The organism is Serratia sp. 3ACOL1, assembly GCF_003668775.1.
In the GTDB taxonomy this organism is placed as follows: domain Bacteria; phylum Pseudomonadota; class Gammaproteobacteria; order Enterobacterales; family Enterobacteriaceae; genus Chania; species Chania fonticola.
In genome coordinates this window covers 5,339,104-5,359,897 of sequence record NZ_CP033055.1, presented here as the reverse complement: position 1 = coordinate 5,359,897, position 20,794 = coordinate 5,339,104, and the positions used below count along the sequence as shown (strand labels likewise).

General features: G+C 55.4%; 17 protein-coding genes and 2 pseudogenes. 3 read left to right on the top strand and 16 right to left on the bottom strand.

What is annotated here, in order from left to right; all coding sequences use genetic code 11:
- Position 1: 1 nt before the first annotated feature.
- Positions 2-853, top strand: coding sequence for a bis(5'-nucleosyl)-tetraphosphatase (symmetrical) ApaH (apaH, locus tag D9980_RS24360; RefSeq protein WP_024483558.1), 852 nt, complete (start codon positions 2-4; stop codon positions 851-853).
- Positions 854-899: 46 nt separating this feature from the next.
- Here the strand turns inward: apaH and folA are convergent, their stop codons facing one another.
- From folA to D9980_RS24345, 3 genes are all read right to left on the bottom strand, one after another.
- Entirely contained in the window at positions 900-1,382 is a 483-nt protein-coding gene (gene folA, locus D9980_RS24355; RefSeq protein WP_024483559.1) for a type 3 dihydrofolate reductase, read from the bottom strand.
- 141 nt (positions 1,383-1,523) lie between these two features.
- On the bottom strand, positions 1,524-1,988 hold the full coding sequence (locus D9980_RS24350; protein ID WP_024483560.1) for a threonine/serine exporter: 465 nt from the start codon (positions 1,986-1,988) through the stop codon (positions 1,524-1,526).
- The gene (locus tag D9980_RS24345; RefSeq protein WP_024527198.1) at positions 1,985-2,785 is read right to left on the bottom strand and encodes a threonine/serine exporter ThrE family protein; all 801 of its coding nucleotides are present in this window, start codon (positions 2,783-2,785) and stop codon (positions 1,985-1,987) included. Before D9980_RS24345 ends, D9980_RS24350 begins: the two co-directional genes overlap by 4 nt.
- Before the next feature lie 126 nt (positions 2,786-2,911).
- Between D9980_RS24345 and D9980_RS24340 the strand changes: the two genes are divergently transcribed.
- On the top strand, positions 2,912-3,526 hold the full coding sequence (locus tag D9980_RS24340) for a LysE family translocator (protein ID WP_021179269.1): 615 nt from the start codon (positions 2,912-2,914) through the stop codon (positions 3,524-3,526).
- 32 nt (positions 3,527-3,558) lie between these two features.
- Here the strand turns inward: D9980_RS24340 and kefC are convergent, their stop codons facing one another.
- Both kefC and kefF read right to left on the bottom strand, forming a co-directional pair.
- Complete coding sequence (kefC, locus tag D9980_RS24335; protein ID WP_024483563.1) at positions 3,559-5,412, bottom strand: glutathione-regulated potassium-efflux system protein KefC; 1,854 nt, start codon at positions 5,410-5,412, stop codon at positions 3,559-3,561.
- Complete coding sequence (kefF, locus tag D9980_RS24330) at positions 5,405-5,965, bottom strand: glutathione-regulated potassium-efflux system oxidoreductase KefF (protein ID WP_121608672.1); 561 nt, start codon at positions 5,963-5,965, stop codon at positions 5,405-5,407. Before kefF ends, kefC begins: the two co-directional genes overlap by 8 nt.
- A gap of 162 nt (positions 5,966-6,127) precedes the next feature.
- Between kefF and D9980_RS26790 the strand changes: the two genes are divergently transcribed.
- Complete coding sequence (locus D9980_RS26790; protein WP_162304325.1) at positions 6,128-7,291, top strand: hypothetical protein; 1,164 nt, start codon at positions 6,128-6,130, stop codon at positions 7,289-7,291.
- A 39-nt stretch (positions 7,292-7,330) separates the two neighbouring features.
- Here D9980_RS26790 and D9980_RS27380 read toward each other — a convergent pair.
- The 11 genes and pseudogenes from D9980_RS27380 to ileS form a co-directional block, all read right to left on the bottom strand.
- A pseudogene (locus D9980_RS27380) lies at positions 7,331-7,522 on the bottom strand (hypothetical protein); the annotation flags it as partial.
- Positions 7,477-7,695, bottom strand: a pseudogene (locus tag D9980_RS24315) (hypothetical protein); the annotation flags it as partial. The pseudogenes D9980_RS27380 and D9980_RS24315, both read right to left, overlap by 46 nt.
- A gap of 56 nt (positions 7,696-7,751) precedes the next feature.
- Positions 7,752-8,987, bottom strand: coding sequence for a cysteine desulfurase-like protein (locus tag D9980_RS24310; protein WP_121608670.1), 1,236 nt, complete (start codon positions 8,985-8,987; stop codon positions 7,752-7,754).
- Positions 8,984-9,622: a 2OG-Fe dioxygenase family protein gene (locus D9980_RS24305; protein ID WP_121608669.1), complete on the bottom strand. Its 639-nt coding sequence runs from the start codon at positions 9,620-9,622 to the stop codon at positions 8,984-8,986. Before D9980_RS24305 ends, D9980_RS24310 begins: the two co-directional genes overlap by 4 nt.
- A gap of 216 nt (positions 9,623-9,838) precedes the next feature.
- Positions 9,839-13,060, bottom strand: a complete 3,222-nt coding sequence (gene carB / locus D9980_RS24300; protein WP_024483568.1) for a carbamoyl-phosphate synthase large subunit — start codon at positions 13,058-13,060, stop codon at positions 9,839-9,841.
- 18 nt (positions 13,061-13,078) lie between these two features.
- Positions 13,079-14,227 carry a glutamine-hydrolyzing carbamoyl-phosphate synthase small subunit gene (gene carA, locus D9980_RS24295; RefSeq protein ID WP_037411486.1) on the bottom strand — a complete coding sequence of 383 codons (1,149 nt, stop codon included), beginning with the start codon at positions 14,225-14,227 and terminating at the stop codon, positions 13,079-13,081.
- A 470-nt stretch (positions 14,228-14,697) separates the two neighbouring features.
- Positions 14,698-15,519 carry a 4-hydroxy-tetrahydrodipicolinate reductase gene (gene dapB / locus D9980_RS24290; RefSeq protein ID WP_121608668.1) on the bottom strand — a complete coding sequence of 274 codons (822 nt, stop codon included), beginning with the start codon at positions 15,517-15,519 and terminating at the stop codon, positions 14,698-14,700.
- A 531-nt stretch (positions 15,520-16,050) separates the two neighbouring features.
- On the bottom strand, positions 16,051-17,004 hold the full coding sequence (ispH, locus tag D9980_RS24285; protein WP_121608667.1) for a 4-hydroxy-3-methylbut-2-enyl diphosphate reductase: 954 nt from the start codon (positions 17,002-17,004) through the stop codon (positions 16,051-16,053).
- On the bottom strand, positions 16,985-17,455 hold the full coding sequence (gene fkpB / locus D9980_RS24280) for an FKBP-type peptidyl-prolyl cis-trans isomerase (RefSeq protein WP_024483572.1): 471 nt from the start codon (positions 17,453-17,455) through the stop codon (positions 16,985-16,987). The genes ispH and fkpB overlap by 20 nt, the downstream gene beginning before the upstream one ends.
- Before the next feature lies 1 nt (position 17,456).
- Positions 17,457-17,963, bottom strand: a complete 507-nt coding sequence (gene lspA / locus D9980_RS24275) for a signal peptidase II (RefSeq protein WP_024527207.1) — start codon at positions 17,961-17,963, stop codon at positions 17,457-17,459.
- A gap of 13 nt (positions 17,964-17,976) precedes the next feature.
- Positions 17,977-20,793: an isoleucine--tRNA ligase gene (gene ileS, locus D9980_RS24270; protein WP_121608666.1), complete on the bottom strand. Its 2,817-nt coding sequence runs from the start codon at positions 20,791-20,793 to the stop codon at positions 17,977-17,979.
- Between the last annotated feature and the right edge of the window lies 1 nt (position 20,794).

Sequence of the window (20,794 nt, the reverse complement as noted above, 5' to 3'; positions counted from 1 at the left end):
TATGTCGACATATCTTATCGGCGACGTTCATGGCTGTTTCGATGAACTGCAGTCGCTATTAGCTCAGGTTAATTTCGATCCCCTGCAAGACCAACTGTGGCTGACTGGCGACCTGGTCGCCCGAGGCCCCGGCTCGCTCGAAGTGCTGCGCTACCTTCGTTCTCTCGGCCCGGCATTGCGCATGGTTTTGGGTAACCACGACCTGCACCTACTGGCGGTGTACGCCGGTATCAGCCGTAACAAACCCAAAGACCGCATTACCCCATTACTCGAAGCGCCTGATGCTGACGAGTTGATCAACTGGCTGCGTCGCCAACCGGTGCTGCAGGTGGATGATGAACGCAAACTGATTATGGGCCACGCTGGCATTACCCCACAGTGGGATATCGAGACCGCCCAGATGTGTGCCCGTGAAGTGGAAGCAGTGCTCAGCAGCGACAGCTATCCCTTGTTCCTGGATGCGATGTACGGCGATATGCCCAACAACTGGAGCCCGGAACTGAGTGGGCTGGCACGCCTGCGCTTTAGCACCAATGCGTTGACCCGCATGCGCTATTGCTTCCCTAACGGCCAGTTGGACATGATCTGCAAAGATGCGCCGGGCACCGCTCCCGCTCCGCTGAAACCCTGGTTTGATCTGCCGCGCCTGGTCGATCCCGAGTACAGCATCATCTTCGGCCACTGGGCATCACTGGAAGGCAGAGGCACGCCGGAAGGGATCATCGGTCTGGATACCGGCTGCTGTTGGGGCGGGGATTTGACCCTGCTACGTTGGGAAGACAAGCGCTACTTTACCCAGCCAAGCAACCGCCGTGATGCGATAGACGGCGCGGATACGTTGGCCGCTTCTTAAAACGACAATGGGCACCCAAGGGTGCCCATTTGATAACTAGCCCGCCTTAGCGACGTTCCAAAATCTCAAAACAGTAACCGTGCGAGTTCAGCGCGTCCGCATCGTGGAAGGCACTGAAAGAGGTTTCCCATTCGTCTGGCTCGTAATCGGGGAAGTAGGTATCTCCGCCCACTTCGGCATCGATATGGGTCAGATACATACGGGAAGCCCGTGGCAGGAACTGGCTATAAATGCTGCCACCGCCCATCACCATCACTTCTTCCACCTCGCCAGCCGCAGCCAAGGCCTCCTCCAGCGAAGTCACCCAAGTCACGCCAGGTTCTTTACCCGGCTGGCTGCTTAACACGATATTATGGCGGCCCGGCAAGGGGCGGCCAATCGACTCAAAGGTCTTGCGGCCCATAATCACCGGTTTATTTAACGTGTTACGTTTAAACCACGCCAAATCCTCCGGCAGGTGCCACGGCATGGCATTTTCCATACCAATAACACGATCCGCCGCCAAAGCAGCAATCAGGCTGATAATCATTGTTTAACCCTGTATAGGCAGCAAAATTGTTCACACTATACGTAAAGCCCCGGCCACCGTCGATAGACGAATCGAGCGATAGTCATATATCGGACGGCTCTGAAGATAAACTCCAATAATCCCAGATCCTTAGAAAAATCCCTAAACGCCGGGACGTTTACGATACAGCCACAGACCCGGTACCGACAGGCCGATCGACAAGGCTCCCACGATAAAACAGGCTTTGAGGAAGTTGGAGATCATCACCGACATCAGGGCTTCGCTGTAGCCCAAATGTGAAATCTCCACCACGCTGATCATTGCGGTATAGGCTGAAATACCGGGGAACATCGGGATCACCGCCGCAACGGTAAACACCTTGGGATGCGCCAGCAGCCAGCGTGACCAGTAAATACCGATGATACCGATCAGGATAGCGGCCAGGAACGAGCCCCACTCGATATTCATGCCGAAATGCATCATCAGCATTCGTGAACCGTGCCCCAGCGCCCCGAGCAGGGCACAGTAGCGCAGCGCTCGCACCGGCACATTGAACACCATGGCAAAGCCGAGCGCGGGTACCGCCGCCAACAGCATGTCCTGTAACAGCGCCCACAGCAGGCTCATGACCACCCCCGTAAATCCCACAGCGACATCGCCATCACCACGCCGATGCAGGTTGCCAACGTCAGCAAACTGGCCATCGCCCAACGGGCCAGGCCGGTATTCACGTGGCCTTTAAACATATCGGCTACCGCGTTGATCAGCGGGAAACCGGGCACCAGCAACAGCACGCTGGCCGCCATCGCCACGCTGGAGGTTTGATGGAAAAACGGCACGCGTAACAGCAGGCCGGAGACCGACGTGGCAACAAAGGCCGTCAGGCAAAAGTTGATCAGCGGATTCATATGGCGAGCGGTCAACATCTGGCGCACAAACATCGCCAGGCCGCTGGCCATAAAGGTGACCGCAAAAGCATCTGGCCCGCCGCCGTTGAGCATGCTGAAACAGCCACAGGACAACCCCACCATCAGCACCACCAGCCACCGCGGATAGCGCAGCGGACGGATCTTTTCAAAACGCCGAGCCACGTCATGGACATCGGCCAAATGGTGTTCCGCCAGGATCACAATGTGCTGCACCTCAGTCACCATTTGCATGTTGATCCCGCGATCGACGTTCTTCCGTGTGGTGGTCAGGCAGGCATCATTGCTGATGGTGGTCAGCACCACCGCGTTGGCCGAGATGGAGCTTTCTACACTATCCATGCCAAGCGCCAGGCCCAAGCGAGTCGAGAGTTGTTCCACCACCATGCTTTCCGCCCCGTGCTGTAGCAGCAGCAACGCACACTGAATACACAGACGGGTGATTTCACGCTGTTGCTGGTTTACACCGGGTATCTCTGCGGTTAATTCCTTTTTCATGTTGCTCAGTCACTTCCTCTTAATGAAGACCCATCATATAACCAGAGATTAGTGTAATAGGTTGATGCACGTCAGGAGGAGTGGCGTTATTATCAGCAGAATTAGGCCTTTTTCAGAGACTCGCTCATGCTTGAAACCTCATTGTTTGTCGCCGGTATTGCCACGCTCGGCATGCTTTCCCCCGGGCCAGACTTTTTTCTGGTGATTAAAAACGCGGCGCGCTATCCGCGCCTGGCAGCAATGATGACTGCGTTCGGCGTGATCTGCGGCGTGGCAACTCATATGTCTTACTGTGTCGCGGGTCTGGCGGTAGTGATCACCACCACGCCGTGGTTGTTCAACGTGCTGAAATACGCCGGTGCGGTGTACCTGATTTGGGTCGGCATTCAAGCCCTGTTGTCACGCGGGGGCAGCAAGATGAACGTCAGCAGCCTGCCGCAACAACAGGTCAGCCTGAAAAGCGCCTTTGTACAAGGTTACCTGTGCAATCTGCTCAACCCGAAAGCCACGCTGTTCTTCCTCGCGGTGTTTACCCAGGTATTGCAAATCAACTCCGGCCTGGGTGAAAAGCTGTGGTATGCCGGGATTATTTTCGGCCTTTCCGCCGTTTGGTGGCCGGTGCTGGTGTTTTTAATCCAAAGCGGGCCGGTGCGCCGTGGGCTGGAGAAAACCCAGAAGGTGGTCGATAAGCTGTTGGGCGGGATGTTAATCGCCTTGGGCATCAAAGTCGCGCTGAGCTGAAAAACCGGCGAGGGGTAACCCTCGTCAGGCAATTACCCTTTCGCTTCCACCACCTCTTCCTCCGGCGCTTTGCCATCAATACTGCCGCGCCAACCGGTTTGCGGCACCCGCGACAACCGCGTCTGATCCTGCTCGATAGCGGACGAAAGCATCTCTTTGGCCCGCTGCATGCTGGCGATGCGGAACTCGGTATCTTCGTAGTTCTCCAACGTATCTTCCAGCATCTTCACGTTATACCGCCGGAAGGTATCCGCTTTTTCACGGGCTTCGTAGGCGTCCAGCCCCAGCAGCTCGAGGGTTTCTCTGCCGATCAGTAACGAGCTTTCAAAGGTTTCCCGCGCAGGTTTTTCCACCCCCAACTGGCGCAGTTGATACCAGTGGTCCACATCGCGGGCACGCGCCACCACTTTCAGGTGTGGGAAATGGCGTTTGACCAGCGCCGTCAGTTGCAGGTTCGCCTCCACGTCGTCGATGGCGTTAATCAGGATTTTGGCATGTTCCGCTCCTGCCGCTTCCAACAGATCGGCCCGCGTCGCATCACCATAGAACACCTTGGTGCCAAATTTGCGCAGCGTTTCGATGTGGTCCGGATCGTGATCCAGTACTACGGTATGCACGCCGTTGGCCAGCAACATACGGCCCGCGATCTGGCCGAAACGGCCAAAACCGGCGATGATCACGCTGGCGTTCTCTTCGTCGATCACGTCTGCCGGGCGTTCGTCCTGCGGGGCATTCTTGGCCAGACGAGCGGCAACCACCAGCAGCAGCGGCGTGGCGGCCATCGAAAGTGCAACGGCCAACGTCAGCGATTTAGCCCATTCGAGTGGTAACACGCCCGCCATCTGCGCCGCACCAAAGATCACAAAGGCAAACTCACTGCCCTGCCCCAGCAAAATGGCGAACAGCCCGCGCTGACGCTTGGGTACCCCAAGCATTGGCGCAACCAGCCACAGCAACGCCGCCTTCAGCAGCATAAAGCCCAGCAGCAGCGAGGCAATCAGCAACGGGTGATGGAACAGCGTGCCAAAGTCGATCGACATCCCCACGCCGATAAAGAACAACCCAAGCAGCAGGCCTTTAAATGGCTGAATATCGCTTTCCAGCGCATGGCGGTATTCGGAACTGGCCAGCAACACGCCAGCCAGAAAAGCCCCCATCGCCATCGACAACCCGGCCATTTCCAACAGAATGCCAAAACCAAACACCAGGAACAGCGCCACGGCGCTGAAGACTTCACGCATGCCGGAACGCGCCACAAAGTGCAGCAAGGGTCGGGTCACATAGCGCCCCAACAGCACCACGACCGCCAGTGCTCCCACCACCTTGGCGGCAGAAAACACGAAGGCTCCCAGCGTGGTAGCCGCACCGCTACTGGCTAGCAGTGGGATCATCGCCACCAAAGGAATAGCGGCAATATCCTGGAACAACAGCACCGCAAACGAGCTGCGGCCAATCGGCGAAGGCGTCAGGTTACGCTCACTCATCGCCTGCATGGCAATTGCGGTGGAGGAAAGTGCCAACGTCAAGCCAATCAGCAAGGCGACCTGCCAATTCAGGCCGAGGAAATAGCAGAAGGCGCTCAGCACCAGGCCGCATCCCACCATCTGGATGCTCCCCCCGCCAAATACCGCTGCCCGCAGAGTCCACAACCGCCGGGGATCCAGTTCCAGCCCGATGATAAACAACATCAATACCACGCCGATTTCGGCAAAGGTCAGTATCGACTCCGGATCCGAAACCAGTTTCAGCCCCCAAGGGCCAATGACGCAACCCGCAATCAGGTAACCGAGTACCGATCCCAACCCCAGGCGTACGGCAATCGGCACCAACAGCCCGGCCGATCCCAGATAGATCAGCCCTTCAATCATCATCGAGTGATTATCCATTCACGGACTCCTGCTCTACTGCTTGCTCGCTGTGTTCCATCAGATACTGCACCAGCCGCTGGCGATAGGCTTCCCCGGCGGCGATCAAGGCCGGTTCGTTACAGGTGAAGGTGTTGTGCACGGCAAAATATGGCTGCCACTTCATACCGCAGTAAATCGCCGTGGCCTGTAGCGGCTGGCCCAGCGCGGCAAAGTTGGGGTAATCGCCCAAAACGAAATGCTGCTCATCTCCGCCACTAGTGACCGCCCACAGGCAGTCTTTCCCTACCAGGGCGTTGCCCTCGTGGCCATAGGCCCAGCCATGCTCCAGCACTTTGTCGATCCACAGTTTCAGCAGCGGCGGCAGGCTGTACCACTGCATCGGATGCTGTAAAACCACCATATCGGCCCGTTCCAGCGCCCTCTGCTCGGCATCGATATCGATATTAAAATCCGGATACAGTTCGTACAGCGCACGGACCTCCACGCCGGCAATGTCTTTTACCGCCTGTAGTAAACAGTGATTGGCATGGGAATGCCGGGGATAGGGATGGGCGTAAATAATCAGGATCATGCGGTTCTCACCGTGCTGTGTGGTCTATCAAGCATATATCTTGACGCTTTACGCAGGGATTAATAGCGGAAATTTTTATCGGGCCTATACAAATTGGCTGATGGAAATCGCGAAAACAACCTTGCTATCATGTGACCAACTCAACATTAGGAGGAAACGATTATGGCCAAAGGGAAATCCGTTAAAAAAAACGCCGCCAAAAAGCAGGGGCCGAAAAACCCGCGCCAACAGTTCAATTTCCACTGTCAGGCAATTAAGCAACAGCATTTACGGCTGGATACCTTACACCGACAGCAGACAGAACTGGTCACCCGTTTCCAGCAAGAACAGTTGCCTTTGGAAAAACAATTTGTCGATGCCGTTTATCAAAAGGCCGAGCGGTTACTTTCTTTTGTCGATAAAAAATCACTCTCAGCCTTGCAACGCGACAATCTCCTCAACTGGATCGGCGAAGATTTGATGTACCTGGAGGAATACCCGTTCGCGGATCATCTGGATATCCAGCCACTCCGGGAAAAATACCTCAACGCCTGTGCCACAATGGTGAACGATAAAGATCTGGATGAAGACGAACTCCAGCTTATGCGTAGCATGTTAGAGAGTCAGCTTCCCTTTGTGCAGGATATCTCAGACGAGGAGCTGCGGGATTTAGTCCGTGAGCCGCATAAATTCAAAGCCAAAACCGAGGAAGCGTTCGCCAATTCGGCCGCCAATGAAGACGAAGAATTTGCAGATGACAGAGACCCTTTCATTGACGAGATTGAAGAAGAAGCGCTTGCTGCCAGAGAGCAAAGGCAACAAGAAATCACCACCCTGTTCAGCGCTTCGGCAGCCAACCGCATGTATAAACAGCTCGCTAAGGTATTTCATCCTGACCGCGAAATGGATGAAACCATCAAGCAAGAAAAACATCATTTGATGGTGCAACTGGCGCAGGCCAAGCAAAACCACGATATCTGGACCATCATCAATCTGTATCAACAACATATTGATCCCAACGGCGGCTTCGAAGAGAAGGATCTGCCAGAAGTCAATCGGCTACTTGCCGAGCAGGTGATTACCCTGAAGTTCGATTATCGCCAAAAAGAGTATGGGAGCGATCCTATGACCGCACTGCTGTGGTCGAAATTTGGCGATGCCAAAACGCCTCAAGCACTGGATAAAAAACTGATCCGTCATGCCAATGAACTCAAAGCATTGCTGGCTGAAGAAAGTGAGGCGCTGGAAGAGCTGACTTCTCTGAAAGTGTTGAAGCAGCATCTGGCAAAGCGTGAGCAGGAAATGGAAGAGGACGAGATGAGCTTTATGGCACAGCTGTTCAAATAGCCGCAAAAATACCCGCCCTGGACCATCCAAGGCGGGCCGGCGTGGGTTAATCCCCGCTTCGCCCAGCACCACGGCGGTGCCGTGAGTCGCATCCAGCTCAAAGCCCTGCTTGAGCAGGCTGGCAGCTAAATCCACTACGCGAGCCTTATCCCCACCGCGCACCGACAGCAGCGTACGGCCTTTCTTCATGCCGGAGTTACTGCCCAGCATCGCCTTGGAGAAGGCTCCTGCTCTGTTGCTGGCTCGCTGTGTTCCATCAGATACTGCACCAGCCGCTGGCGATAGGCTTCCCCGGCGGCGATCAAGGCCGGTTCGTTACAGGTGAAGGTGTTGTGCACGGCAAAATATGGCTGCCACTTCACACCGCAGTAAATCGCCGTGGCCTGTAGCGGCTGGCCCACGATGCCCCCATCCCCTGTTCATCAGGATATGGGGGCAATATGGCATCACCGGCTTATGGTCATGATTGACTCAACGTGTTGATAATCTCAAACAAGCGGTCAATTTCCTGGCGGGTGTTGTAATGCATCAATCCGATCCGCACAACACCACCACGTTGCTCCAGACCCAGTTGGCGGATAAGCCCCAGCGCATAAAAATGCCCGTTGCCGACACAAATATTGTGCTCGCCCAGCGCTCTAGCAACCGATTCAGGCAGCACGTGCGCAAACGTCACGGCGAAAGTCGGGGTCCGGCTGTTGGCATCGGGCCGATCGATACCGTACAAACGCGCACCTTTGACTTGCCGTAGTTTATCCAGGAAATAAGCGCTGAGCGCTTCTTCATGTTGGCTGAGTTGGCTAAAGCTGTCTTGCAAGCGCTGCCGCAATGGCGCGCCCGCTTCTCCCCACTGAGCCAGGTATTCGATCGCAGCAGTCACCCCCGCGAGTCCCTCAAAACTCTGAGTCCCCGTCTCAAAACGCCCAGGGCCAAGATCGGTGGCCGGCTCGACCTTGTAAGGACGTAACGTTTGCAACCACGGCGCAGCCAGATAGGCAATCCCGACGTGTGGGCCAAAAAATTTATACGCGGAACACAGGAGTATGTCGCAACCCAGCGCCTGAACATCAATAAGGCGGTGTGGGGCATAGTGCACAGCATCTACATACACCAAAGCGCCAACCTGGTGCGCCGCCTCAACGATACGCTTTATATCCACGATCGAGCCTGTGGTATTTGACGCATAGGTGACAGCCACCAACCGGGTTTTGGCGTTAATGAGCGCACAAAGTTTATCGACGTCTAACGTACAATCCTGAGCGTTAACTGGAGCCTGATGGACAACGACCTGTTTATCGGCAGCGGCCTGTTGCCAGCTCGAAACGTTCGCATAGTGATCCAGAGCGGTGACGATCACCTCATCCCCCGCTTGCCAGTCCCGGCTGATAGCGCGGCTCAGTTGAAAAGTCAGTGAGGTCATGTTGGCGCCAAAGACAATATTGTCAGCCGAACCGGCATTCAAGAAGGCCCGAACAGACTCTCTGGCTTGTAACATCACTTGCTCAGTGGCTTTGCTGGAAAAGTAGTGTCCCCCCAGGTTGGCATTATGGTGACCCAAATAATCGACCATCTTGTCTAACACCGTGCGCGGAACCTGTGAGCCACCAGGGCCATCAAAGAACACCACGCTTTTTCCTTGATGCAGCTGATCCAGAGCGCTGAATTGCGCCCGGCTTTGTTCAGGCGTAAATGTCATACCACCCTCGCTGTCAGAACAAAAACATCCATATGCCCTTCTTTATCGGTCTCGACGGCACGGATTGGGCAGGCGTTATGCCACAACTTACTATCAGCAATCATGGCAACTTCACCATTTTCCAACACCTTACGGAAAAATGGCTCTTCGCGATTGCTGTTATAGAGCAGGATATCCCCTCCGACAATGTTATGCCTGTCGATACCGACTATCGCGATATGATCAAAACCATCACGATGGATGCCTTCCGGCGCCACCTGAGTTTCATCATAGGTGGTGGTAATGCGGATTTGGTGGATCTCTATTTCCTGGTTGTTCGGTAGAGCATTGCTTTCAACAAAGACCCCACACATTTCACGCATCCCCTCATTTTGCCAGGTTGTGGTCAGGAGCGGTTCGAACTGGCGGACAATATTGCCCTGAAAGCGGTTGATATCCTCAGATTGTACAAACTCATGTTTGCCCGTCTCTACGACCTTTCCATCCTGAAAACGCATGACAGAATAACGCCGCAGGCGGTACTTGCCATCTGCATGTTGGGTGTGGGGAAGCGTGTTGAATGAAGGAGCCAGTTGAGCAATCCCTTCCCGGCTAAGATGGGTGATCTGCAGGATGTTCTCGTGTTTGTTTAGCATGATGACACCTTATTGAACAGGTCCGTTTTACAACAGAAAATAACAGTAATCATCATTAAAAGTAGATAAAGATAATGGGATATCAAATTTGTCACCCCAAAAATATGACCTACCCCCATAAAATCAGCACAAGCCGCAAATCATCACTATTGGGTTGCTCCAGCAATAAAAAAGGCGCTGCAAAAGCAGCGCCTCAGTGGTAGCCAAGTTATTAACTTACTTGGTGATACGTGCGTGCAGTTCCTGTACCGAAGTCACCTGCTCGGTTGGATCTGCCTTCATCGCCATCGAGGTAGCAAAGCCACCGTTCATCGTGGTGTCGTAGTGCACTTTATACTGCAGCGCACTGCGGCGGATCAGCTTGGAGTCTTCAATCGCCTGACGCCCCGCCGTGGTATTAACGATGTAGGTGTACTCGCCGTTCTTGATGCGGTCCTGAATGTGCGGACGCCCTTCATGCACCTTGTTGACCAGGCGTGGGTTAATCCCCGCTTCGCCCAGCACCACTGCGGTGCCGTGGGTGGCATCCAGTTCAAAGCCCTGCTTGAGCAAGCTGGCAGCCAAATCCACTACGCGAGCCTTGTCCCCACTGCGAACCGACAGCAGCGCACGGCCTTTCTTCATGCCGGAGTTACTGCCTAACATCGCCTTGGAGAAGGCTTCGGCGAAGGTGCGGCCAACGCCCATCACTTCACCGGTCGAGCGCATTTCTGGCCCGAGGATCGGGTCAACGCCTGGGAATTTGTTGAACGGCAGCACCACTTCCTTGACCGAGTAGTACGGCGGGATAACCTCTTCGGTCACGCCCTGTTCGGCCAGCGATTTACCGGCCATCACGCGCGCCGCCACTTTCGCCAGCGGTACGCCGGTCGCCTTGGAAACGAACGGCACGGTACGTGCGGCGCGTGGGTTCACTTCGATCAGGTAGACTTCGTTGTTCTTCACCGCAAACTGCACGTTCATCAGACCACGGACCTGCAGTTCAAACGCCAGTTTTTCTACCTGCTGGCGCATCACGTCCTGGATCTCTTTGCTCAGCGTGTAGGCTGGCAGTGAACAAGCGGAGTCACCGGAGTGGACGCCAGCCTGTTCGATATGCTCCATGATGCCACCGATCAGCACGCGCTCGCCGTCACAGATAGCATCCACATCCACTTCTACCGCGTCGTCCAGGAAGCGGTCCAGCAGCACTGGCGCATCATTGGACACGCTAACCGCGTTCTGGAAGTAACGACGCAGGTCGATGTCGTCGTAAACGATCTCCATCGCACGGCCACCCAGTACGTAGGATGGGCGCACCACCAGCGGATAACCGATACCGGCCGCTTTCTCAACCGCCTGTTCGATGGTTGCCACAGTGGCGTTGGCCGGTTGCTTCAGGCCCAAGCGGTTAACCGCCTGCTGGAAACGTTCACGGTCTTCGGCACGGTCAATCGCATCCGGGCTGGTGCCGATAATCGGCACGCCTGCCGCTTCCAGCTCACGCGCCAGTTTCAACGGGGTTTGCCCGCCGTACTGCACGATCACGCCTTTTGGCTTCTCGATGCGCACGATTTCCAGCACATCTTCCAACGTCACCGGTTCGAAGTACAGGCGATCCGAGGTGTCGTAGTCGGTAGAGACGGTTTCCGGGTTACAGTTGACCATGATGGTCTCGTAGCCGTCTTCGCGCAGCGCCAACGAGGCGTGTACGCAGCAATAGTCGAACTCGATGCCCTGGCCGATACGGTTCGGGCCACCGCCCAAGATCATGATTTTCGGGCGATCGTTGGTCGGGTTGGATTCACACTCGTCTTCATAGGTGGAATACATGTAGGCGGTGTCGGTCGCAAATTCTGCCGCACAGGTGTCCACACGCTTGTAGACCGGGTGCATGTTGAAGCTGTGGCGCAGCTTGCGGATTTCGCTTTCCGCCACGCCAGCCAGCTTGGCCAGGCGCGCATCGGCAAAGCCTTTACGCTTGAGCGTGCGCAGGAAATCAGCGTTCAGGCCGTTGATGCCCGCTTCGGCAACCTGCTCTTCCAGACGCACCAGCTCTTCAATCTGCACCAGGAACCAGCGGTCGATGTTAGTCAGGTTGAACACGCCATCGACGGACAGACCGGCGCGGAAAGCATCGGCGATGTACCAGATGCGATCGGAACCCGCATCCTTCAGCTCACGGCGGATCTTGGTCAAGGCTTCCGGATCGTCCAGGCTCACTTTCGGATCAAACCCGGTCGCGCCCACTTCCAGGCCGCGCAGCGCTTTCTGCAATGACTCCTGCTGAGTGCGGCCAATCGCCATCACTTCGCCGACCGACTTCATCTGGGTGGTCAGGCGATCGTTGGCACCGGCAAACTTCTCGAAGTTGAAGCGCGGGATCTTGGTGACGACATAGTCGATGGACGGTTCAAAGGAGGCTGGCGTACGGCCACCGGTGATGTCATTCATCAGCTCATCGAGGGTGTAACCCACCGCCAGCTTGGCGGCGATCTTGGCAATCGGGAAGCCGGTCGCTTTCGAGGCCAGCGCCGATGAACGGGATACGCGTGGGTTCATTTCAATCACGATCAGGCGGCCGGTTTTCGGGTTCACCGAGAACTGCACGTTGGAGCCGCCGGTTTCCACCCCGATCTCACGCAGCACCGCCATCGAGGCGTTACGCATGATTTGGTATTCTTTGTCGGTCAGCGTTTGCGCTGGAGCCACCGTGATAGAGTCACCGGTATGGATACCCATCGCATCGATGTTTTCGATCGAGCAGACGATGATGCAGTTGTCATTCTTATCGCGCACCACCTCCATCTCGTACTCTTTCCAGCCGATCAGCGATTCGTCAATCAGCAGCTCTTTGGTCGGGGACAGATCCAGACCGCGCTCGCAGATCTCTTCGAACTCTTCGCGGTTATAGGCGATACCGCCACCGGTGCCGCCCATGGTAAATGACGGGCGGATAATGCATGGGAAGCCCACATCGGCAGCCACCGCCAATGCTTCTTCCATATTATGGGCGATGCCGGAACGCGCCGTGTCCAGGCCAATTTTCTTCATGGCGATATCGAAACGGCGGCGGTCTTCGGCTTTGTCGATGGCATCGGCGGTAGCGCCGATCATGGTGACGCCGAACTCGGCCAGTACGCCCTGACGTTCCAGCTCCAACGCACAGTTCAACGCGGTTTGCCCACCCATGGTTGGCAGCACCGCATCCGGGCGCTCTTTCTCGATGATTTTACGCACCACTTCCCAATGGATCGGCTCGATGTAGGTGGCATCGGCCATTTCCGGGTCGGTCATGATGGTGGCCGGGTTCGAGTTGACCAGTACGACGCGGTAACCTTCTTCACGCAGCGCCTTACACGCCTGGGCACCAGAGTAGTCAAATTCACACGCCTGGCCGATAACGATCGGGCCAGCGCCGAGGATCAGGATGCTTTTTATATCTGTACGTTTTGGCATGGCTTTTCTGGCTCCTGATTATTTGGCGTTGGTACGGTAAGTCTCAATCAGTTCGATAAAGTGATCGAACAGCGGCGCGGCATCGTGCGGGCCTGGGCTGGCTTCTGGGTGGCCCTGGAAGCTGAACGCGGCTTTATCGGTACGATGGATGCCCTGCACCGTGTGGTCGAACAGGGATTTATGCGTGACGCGCAACGTGCTCGGCAGATTATTTTCATCTACGGCAAAGCCATGGTTCTGCGCGGTGATCATCACGGTATTGTTATCCAGATCCTTCACCGGGTGGTTACCGCCGTGGTGGCCAAGCTTCATCTTCATGGTTTTGGCACCGCTGGCCAGCGCCAACAGTTGGTGGCCCAGGCAAATACCAAATACCGGGATATCGGTTTCCAGGAAGCGTTTGATGGCGGTAATGGCGTAATCGCATGGCTCCGGATCTCCAGGGCCGTTGGACAGGAAGATGCCGTCCGGATTCATTTTCAGCACGTCTTCCGCAGGGGTTTGCGCTGGCACCACGGTGAGGCGGCAGCCGCGATCCACCAGCATGCGCAGAATGTTACGCTTGGCGCCGTAATCGTAGGCCACTACATGGTAAGGCAGTTCGCCCGCAGGTTTAGCCTCCGGCAAATCGCCTTCCAGCGTCCAGCTCCCCTGTTGCCAGGCGTAAGCCTCTTTGGTGGTGACCTCTTTCGCCAGATCCATGCCTTTCAGGCCAGGGAAAGCCTTGGCTTTTTGCAGCGCCAGCTCGGCATCGGTGAGGTCGCCCGCGATGATGCAGCCGTTCTGTGCGCCTTTCTCACGCAGCAGGCGGGTCAGCTTGCGGGTATCGATATCGGCAATCGCCACAATGTTGTGACGCTTGAGGTAATCGGCCAGGCCCATTTCGTTGCGGTAGTTGCTGGCAATCAGTGGCAGGTCGCGGATGACAAGGCCTTGAGCATGAACAGCGGAGGATTCTGCGTCGGAATCATTGGTGCCGACATTGCCGATATGAGGATAAGTAAGAGTAACGATCTGGCGGGAGTAGGAAGGATCAGTGAGGATTTCTTGATAGCCGGTCATCGAGGTATTGAAGACCACTTCCCCCACTGCCGTACCTTCTGCCCCGATGGCCCGACCGTGGAATTGGGTTCCGTCTTCCAGAACCAATAGCGCTGACTTAATCAAAACACCCTCCGAGGAATAATCAATCACAATATTTGCATATTAATTCAGACTTCACGCCCTAAATCAATGCAAAAACCGCCCTCAAGGCCAATTTTTGGCAAATTGGGCGCATTTTAATGATGAGCGTCCCGCTTGTCTAGATAAAGCGCCATTTTTTCCATTATTTTTGCTGCCCTCAGGGTTTAAAGGGGGTCACAGGCACAAAAACACCAGCAAACTTGACCGAGTAAACGGTTGCGAGACACAGTGACAGAAAAAATGGCTTAAAACAGCTAAAATCGATGCGGGGAGCAATAAAGATGGCAGTAAAAACAGGAAATAGACCGGATAACATATAAAAATAATAGCCACACAATTAAAATCAATCGTAAGCTTCATTTTTGATGTTAAAAAAAAGGACAATAAAATTATTGTCCGATTATCATATCATTATGATCAACACAACCACATCACGATGGTGTTCATTAAAATTATAACTGGTCTAAACCGAGCACGTCACGCATATCAAACAGCCCATTATGCTGGTTTGAGATCCAGGATGCGGCACGCACCGCGCCATTGGCAAACGTCATCCGGCTTGAGGCTTTATGAGTGATCTCTACCCGCTCGCCAATATCGGCAAACATGGCGGTATGTTCACCCACAATATCCCCGGCACGAATGGTGGCAAAGCCGATGCTCTTTGGATCGCGCTCGCCGGTATAGCCCACGCGCTCGTAAACCGCGCACTCTTTCAAATCACGTCCCAAGGCACCGGCAATCGCCTCGCCCATGGCTAACGCCGTTCCTGAAGGGGCATCTACCTTGTGGCGGTGGTGAGCTTCCACAATTTCAATATCGGTATAATCGCCCATGACCTTGGCCGCTTTTTCCAGCAGCTTGAGCACCACGTTGACGCCCACGCTAAAGTTGGCGGCAAACACGATGCCAATCTGCTGTGCCGCGTCCTGGATCGCCGCTTTACCTGCATCATCAAAACCGGTGGTGCCGATCACCATGGCTTTGCCGTGGGCCACGCAAAACACCAGATGGGCCAGGGTGCCTTCCGGGCGGGTGAAGTCGATCAGGATATCGAAATCGCTGACAACCTTTTCCAGGTTATCGCTGACGGTGACGCCCAATGCACCAACGCCAGCCAGTTCGCCGGCATCGGTGCCAACCAGGCTAGAACCCGGGCGCTCCAACGCAGCCCCCAATACCACACCTTGTGCCTGCTGCACGGCCTGGATCAATTGGCGCCCCATGCGGCCACCGGAACCCGCAATCGCGATGCGGATTTGTGAATCAGTCATACTTCGCTCTCTTTTATGGTCAAAAGCCACTCCTCGGCTATGGATTCAGGGTAACTTCCCTACCCTATCACTACCAGAGGATTTGCTTACGGATTAGAAAATTATGATATGCCCGGTATGTTATCAGTAACGCTGTCAATTGATTAACAATCACCCGATTAGCGTCAACCTTCTGGTTTTACATAATCATGCACTATTTATGCATTACGATGAATGGCGTAAAGGGGGTTTCTGCAAGTTAAATAGCGGCTGTTATTATCGCGACACATAAAGCCCGAAGCAGAAGGTTAGCCGACCGTTGAGCGCATGGATGCGCGATTCGAGCCCCCAGGGACGGGTTTACGGCGTGTCGGCGTTCTGTATGGCTCCCACCTGTTACACCATTAATTACAGCTAGTTAAAATGCAAAACGGGGAACATGAAAGCTCCCCGTTCAAATAGATGACAAAGTGGTAATGTTGCAGGCTCTTAACGGGCGCAGCATGCAGCGCCCCTACGTAGCAACACTCAAGCCTGGGGTAAGAAAAACCATCAGTCGATCTGCTTGATATCCATGCGCAGTTCTTTCGGCACTTCAAACACGATGTTCTCTTCACGGCCGCTGAGCTCATGCACGTCCTTGCCGCCCAAAGCTTTCAAGCGGCTGATGACGTCCTGAACCAGCACGTCCGGCGCAGAGGCTCCAGCGGTGACGCCAATGTTGCTCGCATCTTTCAACCAGGATTCCTGAATGTCCGCCGCCGAGTCAATCAGATAGGCCGGTTTCCCCACACGCTGGGCAAGCTCGGCCAGGCGGTTGGAGTTGGAGGAGTTCTTCGACCCCACCACCAGCACCACATCGGCATCACCTGCCAAGCTGCGCACCGCTTCCTGACGGTTGGTGGTGGCATAGCAGATATCGTCCTTGCGCGGCCCGATAATGTCCGGGAAGCGCTTACGCAACGCATCGATCACGTCGGAAGTATCGTCTACCGATAAGGTAGTCTGGGTCATAAAGCACAGGTTATGCTCGTTCTTTACCTGCAATTGCCAGACATCTTCCGGCGACTCAACCAGGTACATGCCCCCCTGAGGGTTACTGTACTGACCCATGGTGCCTTCCACTTCCGGATGCCCGGCGTGGCCAATCAGGATCGCTTCGGTGCCCTTACGGCTGGCACGGGCCACTTCCATATGCACCTTGGTCACCAACGGACAGGTAGCATCGAACAACATGGTCAGATCGCGGGCTTTGGCCTCGGCACGAACTGCCTGTGAAACACCGTGGGCAGAGAAGATCAGGATCGAGCCATCCGGCACTTCCGAGATCTCTTCGATAAATACCGCACCGCGCTCACGCAGGCTTTCGACCACGTAGCGGTTATGTACCACTTCGTGACGGACGTAAATCGGCGCGCCATAAATCTCCAGCGCACGCTCTACGATGCTGATCGCACGATCAACCCCGGCGCAGAAGCCACGCGGGTTAGCCAGCAATATTTGCATGCGCTTCCTCCTGCTGCGGGTCGATCTCCAGCACTTCGATATCGAAGGTCACCGGATGCCCCGCCAACGGATGGTTGAAATCAACGGTGATCGAATCTTCAGCGACTTCACGCACCACTCCAGGCATTTCACTGCCGTCGATGGCGGTAAACAACATGATGGTGCCGACATCCGGTACGCCGGTTTCGTTGAAGTCGCGGCGTGAGAAGAACTGGATGAGATCCGGGTTCTCCGCACCGAACGCGGCTTCCGGTTGCAGGGTAAACGCACACTTGTCCCCAGCCCGCAGACCGATCAGTTGCTGTTCCAGCGGAGCAGACAGGCTGCCATCGCCCAGGCGGAACAGCGCTGGTTTGCCGTTGCCCTGGGTGGATTCCGCCGTCGTTCCATCTGCCAGTTTCAGCGTAAAATGCACCAGCACTGCGCTGTTGCCGTTAACCTGAGCCGTCATATTACTTACCTTCGCTGTTGACGCTTTTCTTCGCTGGCAAGAACCCTTCCAGCACGATCATGGCGGCACCGACGCAGATAAAGCTGTCCGCCAGATTGAAGGTCGGGTAATGCCAGTTGCCGATATAAAAGTCGATGAAATCGACCACAAAGCCATGCCACAGACGATCAAACAGGTTGCCGAGCGCACCGCCGATAATAAAGGCATAGGCGATATTGTTCAGCTTCTGCTGGGCACTGCTGCGATACATCATCACCAGCAGCACCACCACGATGGCGACCGCAATACCGGCAAAGAACCAGCGCTGCCAGCCACCGTGATCCGCCAGGAAACTGAACGCCGCGCCGTAGTTACGCGCGTAGTACAGGTTGATTGACGGGAACAACGGCTGGGTCTGGCCCAGCACGAAGTTACTCAGGATCCACTGTTTGCTGAAAAAATCCAGCGCCAGCACCACCACTACCAGCCATAACCAGCGCAAGCCGGTCGAACTTATCGGTCTACTCATCAGGCGCGTGTTCTCAAGCAAAGTTACGTTTTTCGCCGTCACCGGCTACGTTGGTCACACAGCGGCCGCAAAGTTCTGCGTGCTCCGCCACCTGGCCGACATCGGTGGTGTAATGCCAGCAGCGCGGGCACTTCTCACCATCCGCTTTGCTGAACGCAATTTTCAGCCCTTTCAACAGTTCGCTTTGCTGCGCATCTGCCGGAGCATCCGCAAACGGTGCTACGCTGGCCGAAGAGGTCAGCAACACAAAGCGCAGCTCGTCTTGCAGGCTGTTCAGACGCGCTGCCAGATCGCTATCGGCGTACAGCGTAACCGCCGCCTCCAACGAACCACCAATGTGCTTGTCTGCACGCGCCTGCTCCAGCACCTTGTTCACTTCGCCACGCACTTTCAGCAGATCGGCCCAGAACGCATCGTTCATGCCTTCACCTGCCGCCAGCCCGAACAGACCGTCATACCACTCTTCGGTAAACACGTACTGCGTACGCTCACCTGGCAGGAAGGCCCAGATTTCATCGGCGGTAAACGACATGATCGGCGCCATCCAACGTACCAGCGCTTCTGCAATGTGGAACAGAGCGGTCTGGCAGCTGCGGCGGGCAACGCTGTCGCTTTTCGCGGTGTACTGACGGTCTTTAATGATGTCCAGATAGAAGGAACCCATTTCTACCGAGCAGAACTGCATCAGGCGTTGCACCACTTCGTGGAAATCGTAGTTGGCATAGGCCTGCTCGATATCCTGCTGCGCGGCCATTGCACGACCTACGGCCCAGCGATCCAGCACCACCATCTCTTCCGGGGCCACGCAGTCAGTGCTCGGATCAAACCCGTTCAGGTTGGCCAGCAGGAAACGCGCGGTATTACGGATGCGGCGATAAGAATCGGCAGCACGCTTGAGGATTTCGTCGGAAACCGCAATCTCGCCGGTGTAGTCGGTAGACGCGACCCACAGACGCAGAATGTCGCCACCCAGCTTGTTCATCACGTCCTGCGGGCTGACGGTGTTGCCGATTGACTTGGACATTTTGCGGCCCTGACCATCGACGGTAAAGCCGTGGGTCAGCACTTCTTTGTAAGGCGCTTTGCCCTTCATGGCGGTCGAAATCATCAGCGATGACATGAACCAGCCACGATGTTGGTCGGAACCTTCCAGATACATGTCTGCAGAGTGGCCATTGAATTCTGGACGCACGTCAACCACGGAAGAATGGGTTGAACCTGAGTCGAACCAAACGTCCAGCGTATCTGGCACTTTCACATAATCGGCCGCTTCGGCACCGAGGATATCGGCAGCGTCCAGATCCCACCAGGCCTGGATCCCGTCCTGTTCAACACGCTTGGCCACTTCTTCCATTAGCTCTACGCTGCGTGGGTGAAGCTGCTCAGTGTCTTTGTGCACGAACAGGGACATTGGAACACCCCAGGTACGCTGACGTGAGATACACCAGTCTGGGCGGTTAGCCACCATGGTTTCGATACGCGCCTGGCCCCAATCCGGGATCCACTGTACGCCCTTGATCTCTTCCAGCGACTGCTTGCGCAGGCCCTTTTGATCCATGCTGATAAACCATTGCGGCGTGGCACGGAAGATGATCGGCGTTTTGTGGCGCCAGCAGCACGGGTAGCTGTGTTGCAGTTTTTCTACGTGCAGCAGAGCGCCCTTTTCACGCAGCAGCTCAACGATCAGATCGTTGGCCTTGAACACGAACTTGCCGTCCAGCGTTGGATAGGTGCCAGTCAGGTAGCAGCCGTTCGGGCCAACCGGATTGGCGACTTCCAGGCCGTATTTCTGGCCGATCACGAAGTCATCCGGGCCGTGGCCAGGTGCGGTATGTACGGCACCGGTACCGGCATCCAGCGTAACGTGATCGCCCAGGATCGCCGGCACGTCAAAACCCATAAACGGATGGGTAAAGCGCATCAGTTCCAGATCGCTGCCCTTGCAACTGCCCAGCACTTCCCAATGGGTGATGCCTGCGCGTTTCATCACGCTTTCTACCAGATCCGCTGCCAGGATCAGGCATTGGCCTTCAACCTGTACCAGATGGTAGCTGAATTCTGCATTCAGCGAGATCGCACGGTTGGCAGGCAGCGTCCACGGTGTGGTCGTCCAGATCACCAGTGACACCGGGCCATTCACGCTGGTTACGCCAAACTTGCTGGCCACCGCCGCCGCATCAACCGCGTGGAACGCAACGTCGATGGATGGCGAGGTTTTGTCGTAATATTCAACTTCAGCTTCCGCCAGGGAAGAACCGCAGTCCGTACACCAGTGCACCGGCTTGGCGCCTTTGAGCAGATGACCATTGCTGATGATCTTGCCCAACGCACGGATGATGTTGGCTTCGGTTTTAAAATTCATGGTCAGGTACGGATGATCCCAGTCACCCAGAACCCCCAGACGGATAAAGTCTTTCTTCTGGCCTTCAACCTGCTCGGCAGCATATTCACGGCATTTCTGGCGGAACTCTGCCGGTGTCAGTTTCTCACCCGGTTTGCCATACAGTTGCTCAACCTTCAGTTCGATAGGCAGACCGTGACAGTCCCAGCCTGGAACATAAGGCGAATCAAAGCCAGCCATCCCTTTTGACTTGATAATAATGTCTTTGAGGATCTTGTTTACCGAGTGACCAATGTGAATGCTGCCATTCGCATACGGAGGGCCGTCATGCAGAATGAAGGATTTCTTGCCCTTTTTGGCGGCACGAATGATCCCGTACAGATCCTGTTCATACCAACGTGCGAGCATGCCAGGTTCACGCTTGGCGAGATCGCCACGCATCGGGAACCCTGTTTCCGGCAAGTTCAGGGTATTCTTGTAGTCACTCATT

Excerpts from the sequence above, each read along its gene's own strand:
- ispH (WP_121608667.1), bottom strand. The coding sequence starts at position 17,004 with ATGCAAATATTGCTGGCTAACCCGCGTGGCTTCTGCGCCGGGGTTGAT.
- D9980_RS24350 (WP_024483560.1), bottom strand. The coding sequence starts at position 1,988 with ATGAGCCTGCTGTGGGCGCTGTTACAGGACATGCTGTTGGCGGCGGTA.
- fkpB (WP_024483572.1), bottom strand. The coding sequence starts at position 17,455 with ATGACGGCTCAGGTTAACGGCAACAGCGCAGTGCTGGTGCATTTTACG.
- lspA (WP_024527207.1), bottom strand. The coding sequence starts at position 17,963 with ATGAGTAGACCGATAAGTTCGACCGGCTTGCGCTGGTTATGGCTGGTA.
- carB (WP_024483568.1), bottom strand. The coding sequence starts at position 13,060 with ATGCCAAAACGTACAGATATAAAAAGCATCCTGATCCTCGGCGCTGGC.
- apaH (WP_024483558.1), top strand. The coding sequence starts at position 2 with ATGTCGACATATCTTATCGGCGACGTTCATGGCTGTTTCGATGAACTG.
- dapB (WP_121608668.1), bottom strand. The coding sequence starts at position 15,519 with ATGACTGATTCACAAATCCGCATCGCGATTGCGGGTTCCGGTGGCCGC.
- D9980_RS26790 (WP_162304325.1), top strand. The coding sequence starts at position 6,128 with ATGGCCAAAGGGAAATCCGTTAAAAAAAACGCCGCCAAAAAGCAGGGG.
- D9980_RS24340 (WP_021179269.1), top strand. The coding sequence starts at position 2,912 with ATGCTTGAAACCTCATTGTTTGTCGCCGGTATTGCCACGCTCGGCATG.
- folA (WP_024483559.1), bottom strand. The coding sequence starts at position 1,382 with ATGATTATCAGCCTGATTGCTGCTTTGGCGGCGGATCGTGTTATTGGT.
- D9980_RS24345 (WP_024527198.1), bottom strand. The coding sequence starts at position 2,785 with ATGAAAAAGGAATTAACCGCAGAGATACCCGGTGTAAACCAGCAACAG.
- kefF (WP_121608672.1), bottom strand. The coding sequence starts at position 5,965 with ATGATCCTGATTATTTACGCCCATCCCTATCCCCGGCATTCCCATGCC.
- D9980_RS24305 (WP_121608669.1), bottom strand. The coding sequence starts at position 9,622 with ATGCTAAACAAACACGAGAACATCCTGCAGATCACCCATCTTAGCCGG.
- D9980_RS24310 (WP_121608670.1), bottom strand. The coding sequence starts at position 8,987 with ATGACATTTACGCCTGAACAAAGCCGGGCGCAATTCAGCGCTCTGGAT.
- ileS (WP_121608666.1), bottom strand. The coding sequence starts at position 20,793 with ATGAGTGACTACAAGAATACCCTGAACTTGCCGGAAACAGGGTTCCCG.
- kefC (WP_024483563.1), bottom strand. The coding sequence starts at position 5,412 with ATGGATAATCACTCGATGATGATTGAAGGGCTGATCTATCTGGGATCG.